The organism is Kitasatospora sp. NPDC058444, from assembly GCF_042721415.1.
Lineage (GTDB): Bacteria > Actinomycetota > Actinomycetes > Streptomycetales > Streptomycetaceae > Kitasatospora.
In genome coordinates, this window is sequence record NZ_JBHXLL010000048.1 from 20,762 (window position 1) to 34,070 (window position 13,309).

Here is a 13,309-nt window from a genome sequence, read left to right on the forward strand (position 1 = left end):
ACCCACCCGATTCGGTCGGTTTGTCACCTTTTTGACGCGGTGCGATCCGATTCCGCTCGGAGTGTGGGCAATTCGACGGGCCTCGTGCCGGACCTGGAGAATGCCGTAGGGTCCGGTGCGGTCGTGCCGGTTGCTCCGGGTTGTCGTTGTTTCAGACGATGTGCCGCCCCGTACGGGCGGTACGCAGGACCGGGGTGCCGCAGCGCGCCGGATGGGACTTGGGCCGCAGCGCCACGGCGCGGCGGCCGCGTGTGGTTAGGGGCGGGCCGGTGCTGGTTCGGCCCGTGCGGATGGGCGCTGCGATCGGCGATCGTGTCGCCGAGGGCGCGGCAGCGGCCTGGAAGGAGCTTTGACAATGACCGATGGCGGCCACGTCCCGGGCGAGGGACTGCCGGAGCACCTGCACGCCGGGCCGGACCCGCTCGGCGGACCGGAGGGCGTCGCGGGCGTTGCACCCCTCCAGGGCGTCGCGACGGACGGCGGTGCGATCCCGAACCCGGCGGCCCCGATCGGCGGTGTCCCCGGCGCGGTGCCTCCGGGCGCGGGCGTCATCCCGCCGCAGGGCCAGCACGGCTACGGCGTTCCGGGTGTTCCCGGCGTGCCCCAGCCGGGCCAGCCCGGCGACGGCTGGGCCGTCGACCAGGGCGCCCCGCGCCCGGCCTTCCACTTCCTCGACCAGCCCGACACGCCGGACGGCCTGGACGACGATGACGACGTGCTGCTGATGCCCGGCCCGCAGGGCTCCTGGGGCGAGCCGGTCGCGGCCGTCCCGGCCGAGCAGGTGCCGCTCGCGCCGCAGCAGGACGGCACGCCGGTCGAGCCGTCCTGGCCGCCGGTTGACCCGCCGGTGCTCGGCGCCGAGCACGCCGTTCAGCAGCAGCCCGTCCAGATGCAGCCGCAGCAGCCGGTGACGCAGGCTCAGCAGCCGCGTCGGCCGCTGCACGCCGGTCCGCCGATCCCGGACCCGTCGCTGATGACCGGCCAGGTGCCGGTCCGCTCGCTGGCCGACCGCGGTCCCTCGCAGGGCGGCACGCCGGCGCACGGGATCCCGGTGGTCGGCCGTCCGCCGATGGCCGAGGCCCCCGCCCCGGCTCCCGCCGTCGCGCCGCAGGCCGCCCCGGTGGCTCCGGCCGCTCCGGCGGCCGCGGGCGTTCCGGTCGTGGGCGTTCCGGTCACGGGCGTTCCGGCCGTGGACGGGCAGCAGCCGTCGCAGGCGCAGGACTTCCAGCAGGTCCAGCACGCCCAGCAGGTGCCGCTGGGCACTCCGCCGGTCGAGGCCGTGCTGGGGGTGGAGGTGGTCGGGGCGATCGAGGTGATCGAGGTCGTCGAGGCGCCGGAGGCCGTCCACGCCGTCCCCGTCCAGCCCGCGCAGGACGTGACGGCTCCCCAGGTTCCGCAGGACCCGCAGGTTTCGCAGGATCCCCAGGCCGCCGGGACCGCCGCGGAGGCCGTCGCGCTCGCGCCGCAGGCCGTCGTGGCCGAACCGGCCCAGGCCGAGGCCGCCCAGCCGGTGGCCGAGCCGGCCGGTGCGCCCGCCGTCGAGCCCGCCGTCGCCGAAGCCGTCGCCGCCGAAGCCGCCGTCGCCGAGGGTGCTGTCGCCGAGGGCCCCGCCGGGTCCGTCGAGCAGCCCGAGGCCGTGGCCCCGGCCGGTCAGCCGCGCCGGATCTCCGCCTTCCTCGCCGCGCCCACCCCGCACGGTCTGCCCAAGGTCGGGAAGGCCGAGCAGGCTCCGGTCGTCGAGGAGACGGCCCCGCAGCAGCCCGCGCCGATAGCGGCCGCCGAGGCCGCCGAGCAGCCCGCTGCCGAGGCCGTCGCGGTCGTCGAGGCCGTCGAGCCCGCCCAGCCCGCCGAGGCCGTCGCGGGCGCCGAGTCCGCTCCGGTGGCCGCGGTGACCGAGGCCGCCGAGCAGGCCCACCAGGGCGAGAGCGCGACGGAGGCCGCCGCCGAGCCGGTCGCCGAGACCGCCGCGGGCACCGGTGAGATGCCCTCCGGCCAGGCCGTCACCGAGCCCGCCGTCGAGTCCGCCGAGGCTGCCGCGGAGGCCGAGCAGCCGCAGCAGCAGGCCGAGGTCCCGGCCGAGGGGCCCGCCGAGCCGGTCGCGGAGCAGACCGTGGAGGCACCCGCGGAGGCGCCCGCGGAGGCCGAGGCCGCCGCCGAGCCGGCCGCCGAGCCGACTGTCGAGGCTCCGGCCGAGGCCGTCCCCGGGGCGGAGGCGGCGCAGCCCGCCGAGGCCGCCGAGCAGCCCGCCGCCGAGGCCGTCGCGACCGTTGAGCCTGCTGTGGAGGCCGCGCCCGCCGAGGACGTCGCCGAGCAGCCCGTCGCCGCCCAGGAGGCCGAGGCCCCCGCGGAGCCCGCTGCCGAGCAGATGCAGGCCCCGGCCGCTGCCGAGGCCGAGCCCGCCGCCGCTGCGGAGCCCTCCGCCGTCGCCGAGCCCGCCGCCGCGGAGGCCGAGCCCGCCCAGGAGCAGGCCGCCGAGGCGACCGCCGAAGGCATCGAGCAGCCGCAGACCGAGCAGCCCGCCGCCGAAGCCGCCGAGAACGCCGAAGCCCTCGAGGCCCCCGAAGCCCCCGAGGCCACCGAAGCCCCCGGGACCACCGAGGACTCCGCCGCCCAGCCCGCCGCCGAGGAGGCGCAGGAGCAGCCGGAGCAGCAGCCCGAGGAGCCCGCCGAGCCGCGCGGCCCCGCCGCCCCCGGCTACGACGAGGCCGGCCGCGAGGCCGTCCACCAGGTGATCCGCGAGCGCCGCGACATCCGCAACGGCTTCCGCCCGGACCCGATCCCGCACGAGGTGCTGATCCGCGTCCTGGAGGCCGCCCACACCGCGCCCAGCGTCGGCTACTCCCAGCCCTGGGACTTCGTGGTGATCCGCTCGGCGAAGACCCGCCGGCGGATGCACGCCCTGGCCGAGCGCCAGCGCGAGGCCTACGCGGACTCGCTGCCCAAGGGCCGGGCCAAGCAGTTCAGGGAAATCAAGATCGAGGCCATCCTCGACACCCCGGTCAACATCGTGGTGACCGCCGACCGCACCCGCGGCGGCCGGCACACCCTGGGCCGGCACACCCAGCCGCAGATGGCCCCGTACTCGGCCGCGCTGGCCGTCGAGAACCTCTGGCTGGCCGCCCGCGCCGAAGGCCTGGGCGTCGGCTGGGTGAGCTTCTTCGACGACGAGCAGCTGGTCCGCGAACTCGGCCTGCCCGAGCACTTGGAGGTCGTCGCCTACCTGTGCGTCGGCTTCGTCGACGAGTTCCCGGGCGAGCCCGAGCTGGAGCAGCAGGGCTGGGCCAAGAAGCGCCCGCTGTCCTGGGTCGTCCACGAGGAGCAGTACGGCAACCGCGCGCTGCCCGGCGAGGAGCCGCAGAGCCTGCTCGCCGAGACCCTGCGCGGCATCCGCCCGCTGGACGCCAAGGCGCTCGGCGAGGCCTGGGACCGCCAGAAGCGGATGACCAAGCCGGCCGGCTCGCTCGGCATGCTGGAGATCATCTCCGCCCAGCTGAGCGGCCTGTCCCGCAAGTGCCCGCCGCCGATCCCGGAGCCCGCCTGCGTGGCGATCTTCGCGGGCGACCACGGCGTGCACGCCCAGGGCGTCAGCCCCTGGCCGCAGGAGGTGACCGCCCAGATGGTCGCCAACTTCCTGGCCGGGGGAGCGGTGATCAACTCCTTCGCCAAGCAGATCGGCACCGAGGTCTGCGTGGTCGACGTCGGCGTCGCCGCCGAACTGCCGGACGCCGTCCAGCAGGGCCGCGCCACCGGCCTGTTGCCGCGCAAGGTCCGTCCCGGCACCGCCGACATGACCCAGGGCCCGGCGATGACCCGCGAGGAGGCCCTCAAGGCCATCGAGGTCGGCATCGAGACCGCCCGCGACCTCGTCGCGGCGGGCAACAAGGCACTGGTGACCGGCGACATGGGGATCGCCAACACCACCGCCTCGGCCGCCCTGATCTCGGTGTTCACCGGCCTCGACCCGGCCGAGGTCACCGGCCGCGGCACCGGCATCGACGACGAGACCCACGCCCGCAAGATCGAGGTCATCCGCGCCGCGCTGGCCCTGCACCAGCCCGACCCGAGCGACCCGGTCGGCGTCCTCGCCGCCGTCGGCGGCCTGGAGCACGCCGCCCTGGCCGGCTTCCTGCTCGGCGCCGCCTCGCTGCGCACCCCGGTGATCCTGGACGGCGTGATCGCCGGCTCGGCCGCGCTGGCCGCCAAGGCCATCGCCCCCGAGGTGCTGGCCGCCTGCATCGCAGGCCACCGCTCCGCCGAGCCCGGCCACCAGGCCGCGCTGGCGAAGCTCGGCCTGCGCCCGCTGATCGACCTGGACCTGCGGCTCGGCGAGGGCACCGGTGCCCTGCTGGCCCTGCCGCTGGTGCAGAGCGCCGCCCGGGCGATGCACGATGTAGCCACCTTCGACTCCGCCGGGGTCACCGAGAAGGCCTGACGCAGCCCGTCACCGCTCCGCGGACCGGCCCGAGGGTGCGCCGGACCGCGGAGCGGTGCCGTGCCGTACCGTCCCCACACCCTCACCCCCGATCAGGAGCACCGCCGATGACCGCGCCCACCCCGCACCCGAGCACCGAGGGCCGTACCCCCTACCCGGTGGGCCTGCTGCTGGCCGGCCGCCGCGTCGTCGTGGTGGGCGGCGGCCAGGTCGCCCAGCGCCGGCTGCCGGCCCTGATCGCCTCCGGTGCCGACCTGCACCTCATATCGCCGGTCACCACCCCGGCCGTCCAGGCGATGGCCGACGCCGGCGAGCTCACCTGGCACGCCCGCCCGTACCGGGACGGCGACCTGGCCGACACCTGGTACGCCCTGGTCGCCACCGACGACCCCGCCGTCAACGCGGCGGTCAGCGCCGAGGCCGAGCGCGAGCGGGTGTTCTGCTCCCGCAGCGACGACGCCGCCGCGGCCACCGCCTGGACCCCGGCCAGCGGCCGCGACGCGGGCGCCACCGTCGCCGTCCTCACCGGCGACCCGCGCCACTCCGCCGCCCTGCGCGACGCCATCGTGGACGGCCTGCGGGACGGCTCGCTGGCCGCCCGCCAGTACCGCTCCCACGGTGCCGGCGTGGCCCTGGTCGGCGGCGGCCCCGGCGACCCGGACCTGATCACCGTGCGCGGCCGCCGGCTGCTCGCCGACGCCGACGTCGTCGTCACCGACCGCCTCGCCCCGCGCGAGCTGCTCGCCGAACTGCCCGAGCACGTCGAGGTGATCGACGCCTCCAAGATCCCCTACGGCCGGTTCATGGCCCAGGAGGCGATCAACCGCACCCTGGTCGAGCACGCCAAGGCCGGCAAGTTCGTGGTCCGGCTCAAGGGCGGCGACCCGTACGTCTTCGGCCGCGGCGGCGAGGAGCTGCTGGCCTGCGCGGAGGCCGGGCTGCCGGTCACCGTGGTGCCCGGCATCTCCAGCTCGATCAGCGTCCCCGCCGCGGCCGGCGTCCCGGTCACCCACCGCGGCATGACCCACGAGTTCACCGTGATCTCCGGCCACGTCGGCCCGGACGACGCGCGCTCGCTCACCAACTGGGAGGCCGCCGCGAGGATGAGCGGCACCCTGGTGCTGCTGATGGCCGTGGACAAGATCGGCGCGATCGCCGCCCGGCTCGTCGAGTACGGCCGGCCGGCGGACACCCCGGTCGCGATCGTCCAGGAGGGCACCACCGCCGCCCAGCGCCGGGTGGACGCCACCCTCGGCACCGTCGCCGCGGTGGTCGAGGCCGAGGGCGTCAAGCCCCCGGCGGTCATCGTCGTCGGCGACGTCGTCAACGTGCTGGCCGCGGCCTTCCAGCGCTGAGCCCGTCCCGCCGGAGTGGGAAGTCGGCCGGTCCGACTTCCGACTCCGCGGTCGTTCCGGGGCTACTCCAGCGGCTGCTCCGTCCAGATGACCTTCCCGGTCGCCGTGTAGCGCGTCCCCCAGCGGTCCGCGAACTGCGCGACCAGGAACAGCCCGCGCCCGCCCTCGTCCTCGGTCGCCGCGTACCGCAGGTGCGGCGAGGTGCTGCTGCCGTCCGACACCTCGCAGATCAGCGAACGGTCCCGCAGCAGCCGCACCCGGATCGGCCCGGAGCCGTACCGGATCGCGTTGGTCACCAGCTCGCTCAGGATCAGCTCGGTGACGAACGCGGCCTCCTCCAGCCCCCACGCCGTCAGCCGCTCGGCCACCGCGGCCCGGACCTCGCCCACCGCCGCCGGGTCGGAGGGCACCTCCCACTGCGCCACCTGGTCCGGGGCCAGCACCCTGGTCCGGGCCACCAGCAGGGCGATGTCGTCCTGCGGGTGCGCCGGAAGCATCGCCCCGAGCACGTCCGCGCAGGTCTGGTCGGGCGTGCGCGGCGGCCCGGTCAGCGCCGCCCGCAGCAGCTCCAGCCCCTCGTCGATGTCCCGCTCCCGGTCCTCCACCAGCCCGTCCGTGTACAGCACCAGCCGACTGCCCTCGGCGAGCTCCAGTTCGGTGGTCTCGAACGGCAGCACCGCCAGCCCCAGCGGCGGCCCGGTCGGCAGCTCCGGGAACACCACCCGGCCCTGCGGGTCCACCACGGCCGGCGGCGGGTGCCCGGCACTGGCCAGCGTGCAGCGCCGCGACACCGGGTCGTAGATCGCGTACAGGCAGGTCGCCCCGGCCGGACCCGCCCGTTCGCCGCCCGCCGCCTCCTCCTGGTCGATCCGGTTCACCAGCTCGTCCAGGTGACCCAGCAACTCGTCCGGCGGCAGGTCCAGGGTCGAGAAGTTGTGGATCGCCGTGCGCAGCCGGCCCATCGTCGCCGCCGCGTGCAGCCCGTGTCCCACCACGTCGCCGACCACCAGCGCCACCCGCGCCCCCGGCAGCGGGATCACGTCGAACCAGTCCCCGCCCACCCCGGCCTGGGCCGGCAGGTAGCGGTGAGCCACCTCCAGCGCCGTCTGCTCCGGCAGGGTGCGCGGCAGCAGGCTGTGCTGGAGCGTCACCGCCATGGTGTGCTCCCGGGTGTACCGGCGGGCGTTGTCGATGCACACCGCCGCGTGCGACACCAGCTCCTCCGCCAGCGCCAGGTCCTCCGTCTCGAACGGCTCCGCCCGCTGCGCCCGCCAGAACCGGGCCACCCCCAGCAGCACCCCGCGCGCCCGCAGCGGCACCCGCACCAGCGAGTGCACCCCGTACGCCAGCATCTGCGCCGACCGCTCCGGGTCCTGCTCCCGCCACGCGCCGGCCTCCGTCAGGTGCGGCTCGATGCCCGGCTCACCGCTGTGCAGCGCCCCGGCCAGCGGGGTCTCGGGCACCACGTCCAGCACCGTGCCGACCGGGTAGAACGGCGCGTCGTCGCGTACGCCCGTCACCGCGGCACGGCGCATCCGCCCCAGCGACGGGCCCGGCGGCGGCTCCTCGCCGATCAGCACCTGGTCCGCCAGGTCCACCGTGACGAAGTCCGCGAACCGCGGCACCGTGACCTGCGCCAGCTCCTCCGCCGTCCGCGTCACGTCCAGCGTGCTGCCCACCGTCACCCCGGCGTCGTACAGCAGCCGCAGCCGCCGCTGCGCCAGCTCGGCCCGGCCGGACAGCGCCGCCAGCTCGGTGGAGTCGCGCAGCGTGGCCACGCAGCCGGGCAGGCCGCCCGGCTGGTCGATCAGCCGGACGTTCACCGCCAGCAGCCGCTCCCCGGACAGCACCACCTCGTCGGTCACCTGGCGCTCGGCGGTCAGCAGCTCCAGCGGCGCCTGCTCCAGGCCCAGCTCGCCCACCGGGCGGCCCTCGGCGTCCGGCGGCAGGTCCAGCAGCCGGCGCGCCTCGTCGTTGCAGAGCAGCAGCCGCCCGTCCCCGCCGATGATCATCACGCCCTCGCGCACCGCGTGCAGCACCGCCGCGTGGTGCTCGTACATCCTGGTCATCTCGACCGGGCCCAGCCCGTGCGTCTGGCGCCGCAGCCGCCGGCTGATCAGCGCCGTCCCGAGCGTGGCCAGCCCCACCGCGGCCGCCGCCGCCCCCAGCACCACCGGCAGCTGCCGCTCGCTGGCGCTGCTGACGTTCTTCAGCGTGACGCCCGCCGAGACCGCCCCGACCACCGAGCCGCCCGGCGCGAACACCGGGACCACCGCCTGCACCAGCGGGCCGAGCGTGCCCGTGACCTGCTGCGTCACCACGTGCCCCTGCAGCGCGGGCTCGTAGACGCCGACGAACTTCTGGCCGATCCGGGCCGGGTTCGGGTGGGTGTAGCGGATGCCCTGCTCGTTCAGCACGACGATGAAGTCCACCCCCGAGGCGACCCGCGCGGCTTCCGCGCTCGGCTGCAGGACGGCCGTCGGGTCGGGGGAGCGCAGCGCCTCGACGATGCCCGGGGAGTTGGCGTACGTCTGCGCCACCGCCACCGAACGGTTGCGCGCCTCGTGCTCGGCGTCGTTGCGCGACTGCACCACCAGCGCCACCGCGGCCGCCACCACGAGCAGCAGCACCACCAGCACCTGGAGGGCGAACACCTGCCCCGCCACCGACCGGTGCCACACCGGCCACCGCCGCTTCGCACGCGGCAGCTGTGGCCGACCGTGTGGGCGCCCACCGGGGGAGCCGGCGGAGCCAGTGGCGCCAGAGGCCGACGGAGCCCAGGATCGGCCCGGATTTCGGGCCATACGGTCATATTTGCACTACGGCCAGCCGAGGACCACCCCGCTCCGTCCGCCGTTTGGCCTTCCCCGCCCGGGCTTGGCAAGATCGCAGGGTGTCCGAACCCCGCACCATCACCGACCCGGCCGACCCCCGCCTCGCCGACTACACCGGCCTCACCGACGTCGAACTGCGCCGCCGCCGCGAACCCGCCGAGGGCCTCTTCATCGCGGAGGGGGAGAAGGTCATCCGCCGCGCCCTCGCCGCCGGCTACCGGATGCGGTCGATGCTGCTCACCCCCAAGTGGCTGGAGGTGATGGGCGACGTCATCGCCGAGGCCGACGCCCCCGTCCACGTGGTCGAGCCCGCGCTCGCCGAAGCCGTCACCGGCTACCACGTGCACCGCGGCGCCCTCGCCTCGATGGAGCGCAAGCCCCTCCCCGACGCCGCCGAGGTACTCGCCGGGGCCCGCCGGGTCGCCGTCCTGGAGGCTCTCGTCGACCACACCAACCTCGGCGCCATCTTCCGCAGCGCCGCCGCCCTCGGCATGGACGCCGTCCTGCTCTCGCCCGACTGCGCCGACCCGCTCTACCGGCGCGCCGTCAAGGTCTCCATGGGCGCCGTCTTCGCGGTCCCGTACGCCCGCCTGGACCCCTGGCCCGCCGCCCTCGACACCGTCCGCGAGGCCGGCTTCACCCTCCTCGCCCTCACCCCCGCCGACACGGCCGTCGACCTCCACACCCTCACCCCGCACAGCCTCCCCAAGGCCGCCCTCATGCTCGGCGCCGAGGGCGACGGCCTCACCCCCCGCGCCATCGCGGCCGCCCACCACCCCGTCCGCATCCCCATGGCGCACGGCATCGACTCCCTCAACGTGGGCGCCGCCGCAGCCGTGGCCTTCTACGCCGTCACCACCCCCACCCCGTAACCCCCCGCCCACGAGAAGCCGCCCCGCCCGACTTCTCGCTGCGGGGGCTCCCCGCCGGCTTGCCGCCCCCAGCCCCCTCCCACGAGAAGTCGGCCCCTGCGACTTCTCGCGCCCTGCCCTCGCCCCTCACCACGCGAACTCGGACGAAATCGGACGAACCGACACCGGTATGCGCGGGGCTCCCCATCGGGCCGCCGACCCACGGCTCCCTCTCGCGAGAAGTCGGCCAGCGCGACTCCTCGTGTCCCGCCGCCGCCCCTGATCGCATCGCCGCTGTTCCGGCAGCACGAGAAGTCGGCCGATTCGACTTCTCGTGCGCCAGGCTTCGCCGAGGCCGCCCACCCAGGGGCGCGGCCGCAGTAGGCCCCGCGCGCCAAAAGTCGGCCCGCCCGACTTCTGGGGTGCTGCTGGGTCTGTCTCCTCGCCGGTGGCGGTGGCTTGACTGCCGCACTGAAAGTCGGCCGGGCCGACTTCTCGCACGCGCCCGGGTGCCGGGCCGCAGTGGGTTTCGGGGTCGCCGCGCGCCAGAAGTCGGCCCGCCTGACTTCTGGCGTGTCGCTGGGCCTGTCTCCGCGCCGGTGGCGGTGGCTTCACTGCCGCACCGAAAGTCGGCCTGCCCGACTTCTCGCGCGCGCCCCGGGGCTTCAGCCGGTGGGGGAGGTGGGTGGGGCGGGGGCGGCGGCGGGGGGCGGTGTGGTGGCGCCGGGCCAGGACTCGTCGAGGGTGCCGTCGGGGCGGACGGTGTAGCGGGTGGAGGTGACGGCGCCGGTGACGGCCGCGCGTTCCTCGCGGACGACCGTGCCGCCGTCCAGCCGCCAGGTGGCCGCCGCCTGCGGGTCCGCCACCGAGGTGCGGGAGGTGGCGGCGGCCGGGGTGTCCCCGGCGAAGGTGTAGAGCTGGACGAGGTCGACCGGGGTCGCACCCTCCGCCCGCCGCAGGACGACCACCGCGGCCGGCAGGCCCTTGTACCGGGCCGGCAGCACCGCGCTCAGCGTGACCTGGGGCCCGGCCCCGACCGAGTGCCCGTTCTGCAGGGCGATGGCCGGCCCGCCGGCCCCGTCGGGGTAGCTGCGGTTGGACCAGTCCACCGTCGGCACGGGCGCCTGCGGGGGCGTCAGCCCGCTGTCCGCGGCGCTGCGCGCCACGGCCGGGAGCGGCGTGGTGGAGGCCTGCGGCGCGACGTCCGCGGAGGTCCCCGGTACGGCCTGTTCGCCGCCGGAGCCGGTGTTCGCCACCACGCCGGTCGGCGGCCGCACGCTCTGCTTGTCCCGGTTCTCGCAGCCCTGTGCCGCCGCGATGGCCAGCGCCACCCCGATGGTCACCGTGACGAAGACCACCAGCCGCTGCCGGAGCAGCCGCTGGCGGGCGGTGCCGGGCCGTGCGCCGGGGGCGGGGGTGTGCTGGCGCTCCCGGGGACGCGCCCGGTCGCGGGGGCCGGGGCCGGGGCCGGGGATGGTGCCGGGCCGGGCCGGGGGCGGGGTCTGCGTGCGGTCCGGGCGCTCCCGCAGCGGGCGGGTCACCGGCGTGGCCTCGGGCCGCGGGGCGGGCGCGGCCGGTCCCTGCGGTCGTCGTCCGGCGGCTCCGGCCGCCTGCGCGCCGGGGCGTCCCGCCGCCGCCCGGGCCCGTGCCGCGGCGGGCGGCTCGGGCGAGCGCCCGGGGGCCGGCACGCTCTGGCGGCCGTTCTCCGGCTGGGCCGGGGCGGGTGCCGGAGCGGGTGCGGGGGCGGCCCGGCCGGGCCGCCCGCCGCGGGCGCCGCCGGGGTTCCCGGCTGCCGCGCCGCGCGCCGCCAGCTCGCTGAGCCGCTCGTGCAGCGCGGCGGCCCCGGGGCGTTCGGCGGGTTCCTTGGCCAGGCAGGCCCGGATCAGCGGCGCGAGTTGCGGTGGCACGGCCGAGAGGTCGGGTTCCTCGTGGACGACCCGGTACAGCATCACTTCGGAGGACGCCCCCGAGCCGAAGGGGGTGTCCCCCGTGAGGGCGTACGCGAGGGTGGCCCCGAAGGCGAAGACGTCGGTGGCGGGCGTGACGGCGGCCCCGCGCACCTGCTCGGGCGCGAGGAAGCCGGGGGAGCCGACCGCGGTGCCGACGTGGGTGAGCGTGCTGGCGCCGCGCGACCAGGCGATGCCGAAGTCGATGATCCGCGGGCCCCGGGGCGAGAGCAGGATGTTGGAGGGCTTGAGGTCCCGGTGGACCACGCCCGCCTCGTGCACCTTGACCAGTCCGTCGGCCAGTGCGGCCCCGATCCGGGCCGCCTCCGGCCAGTTCAGCGGTCCTTCGTCGCCGACCCGCTTGTAGAGCGAGGGCCCCGGCACGTACGCGGTGGCCAGCCAGGGCCGTTCGGTCTCGATGTCGGAGCCGACCACGCGCGCGGTGCAGCCGCCCCGGATCCGGGAGGCGGCGGCGATCTCGCGGGCGAAGCGGGTGCGGAACTCCTGGTCCTCGGCGAGTTCGGCGCGGATCAGCTTGAGGGCGACGCGCTGTCCGCGGCGGTCGGACCCGAGGTAGACCACGCCCATGCCGCCGGCGCCCAGTCGCCGGTGCAGGCGGTACGGCCCGACGATGCGGGGGTCCTCACGCCTCAGCCGCATCATCGCCATGTTCCGTTCCCCGTCAGCCTGTGGGTGAGGCCCCGTCGGTTGGGCCATCGTCAGTTCCTGTCTGGCACAGCTTACGGACTGCCCGCTGCGGTGTGCTGATACGCAACACCTGAAGCCGGCGTGCGATTGTCCGATCTTGCACTGACCTGCAGGTCACAAGGACGCCGAAGGGCTTCTCGGGGTTCCCCCTCAGGGTTCCCTCGGGGGTCGGATGAGCCTTCCGTCCCCCTGCGGTAGTAGGTCCCGAGTCGGATCGTCATCCTCCCGGACGTCCGAGGAACAGTACGACGGCATGACGCCCGGAGGACCCCCGGCCAATAGCGTTGTGTTCAGCGGTGGACGGGGAGCTCGTCCCCCGAGGTAAGCCGTCCACCGCGCCAACTCGACCGGATCAGGAGCAAGGACATGCCACCGCAGCTCACGGGAACCCCCCGCCGCCGTCGGCAGGCCTCCGTCCAGTCCGGGTCCGCGGAGCAGCCCACGCGGCACCCCGCCGTGGCGCTGGCCATGGCCCTGCCGTGCGCCGTGCTCCTGGTGCTGCTCTTCGGCGGGTGGGAGCAGATGGCGAACCAGGCCCAGGCCGTCGCCGATCTGATCACCCGCTGAGCGGGGGAGGAAGGACACCGGCCCCGAGGCCGGTCGAAGACGGGCACCGATCCCCTGGGGACGGGGAACGGTGCCGCCGGGGAGGCCGCGGCCGCGATGACACGCGGACGGGCGAGAGCGGTGCGCAGAGCGCCCCGGCAGGCGGAGATGCCGCGTGCGGACGTCGGTGAGGGCGTCCGTGCGCGGCTCTTCCCGTTTCCCGGCCGGACACCCGGGTTCCCGGGCCGGCGGAACCATCAGGAAGGGACGACAAACGGCCGGGGCCGCGACCCTCACGGATCGCGGCCCCGGCCGTTACTGTGCGCGATACTGGGATTGAACCAGTGACCCCTACCGTGTCAAGGTAGTGCTCTCCCGCTGAGCTAATCGCGCCTGATGTGGCGGTCCTGCAGCGGACCCCGGAGGATCCGACGTGCGCGATACTGGGATTGAACCAGTGACCCCTACCGTGTCAAGGTAGTGCTCTCCCGCTGAGCTAATCGCGCCTGGTGCGGCGGTGTTGCAGCAGGCCCCGGAAGGCCCGTTACTGTGCGCGATACTGGGATTGAACCAGTGACCCCTACCGTGTCAAGGTAGTGCTCTCCCGCTGAGCTAATCGCGCCTGATGTGGCGGTCC

At 75.8% G+C, this 13,309-nt stretch carries 5 protein-coding genes, 3 tRNA genes and 1 pseudogene; 4 read left to right on the plus strand and 5 right to left on the minus strand.

Annotation, left to right across the window (positions count from 1 at the left end):
- Positions 1 to 355: 355 nt before the first annotated feature.
- Positions 356 to 4,432, plus strand: coding sequence for a nicotinate-nucleotide--dimethylbenzimidazole phosphoribosyltransferase (gene cobT, locus ACFWP2_RS33440; protein WP_380458540.1), 4,077 nt, complete (start codon positions 356 to 358; stop codon positions 4,430 to 4,432).
- A 107-nt stretch (positions 4,433 to 4,539) separates the two neighbouring features.
- Positions 4,540 to 5,787, plus strand: a complete 1,248-nt coding sequence (cobA, locus tag ACFWP2_RS33445) for a uroporphyrinogen-III C-methyltransferase (RefSeq protein ID WP_380458542.1) — start codon at positions 4,540 to 4,542, stop codon at positions 5,785 to 5,787.
- Between the two features lie 62 nt (positions 5,788 to 5,849).
- On the opposite strand, the gene ACFWP2_RS33450 is transcribed toward cobA, so the two are convergent.
- The gene (locus ACFWP2_RS33450; protein ID WP_380458544.1) at positions 5,850 to 8,591 is read right to left on the minus strand and encodes a SpoIIE family protein phosphatase; all 2,742 of its coding nucleotides are present in this window, start codon (positions 8,589 to 8,591) and stop codon (positions 5,850 to 5,852) included.
- Positions 8,592 to 8,680: 89 nt separating this feature from the next.
- Between ACFWP2_RS33450 and ACFWP2_RS33455 the strand changes: the two genes are divergently transcribed.
- Complete coding sequence (locus tag ACFWP2_RS33455) at positions 8,681 to 9,493, plus strand: TrmH family RNA methyltransferase (RefSeq protein WP_380458546.1); 813 nt, start codon at positions 8,681 to 8,683, stop codon at positions 9,491 to 9,493.
- 1,274 nt (positions 9,494 to 10,767) lie between these two features.
- On the opposite strand, the pseudogene ACFWP2_RS33460 reads toward ACFWP2_RS33455, so the two are convergent.
- Positions 10,768 to 12,087, minus strand: a pseudogene (locus tag ACFWP2_RS33460) (serine/threonine-protein kinase); the annotation flags it as partial.
- 405 nt (positions 12,088 to 12,492) lie between these two features.
- On the opposite strand from ACFWP2_RS33460, the gene ACFWP2_RS33465 reads away from it, so the two are divergent.
- Positions 12,493 to 12,693: a hypothetical protein gene (locus ACFWP2_RS33465; protein ID WP_380458548.1), complete on the plus strand. Its 201-nt coding sequence runs from the start codon at positions 12,493 to 12,495 to the stop codon at positions 12,691 to 12,693.
- Positions 12,694 to 12,993: 300 nt separating this feature from the next.
- Here the strand turns inward: ACFWP2_RS33465 and ACFWP2_RS33470 are convergent.
- From ACFWP2_RS33470 to ACFWP2_RS33480, 3 genes are all read right to left on the minus strand, one after another.
- Positions 12,994 to 13,065, minus strand: a tRNA-Val gene (locus ACFWP2_RS33470).
- Positions 13,066 to 13,106: 41 nt separating this feature from the next.
- Positions 13,107 to 13,178 (minus strand) — tRNA-Val (locus tag ACFWP2_RS33475).
- A 44-nt stretch (positions 13,179 to 13,222) separates the two neighbouring features.
- Positions 13,223 to 13,294, minus strand: a tRNA-Val gene (locus tag ACFWP2_RS33480).
- Positions 13,295 to 13,309 lie beyond the last annotated feature (15 nt).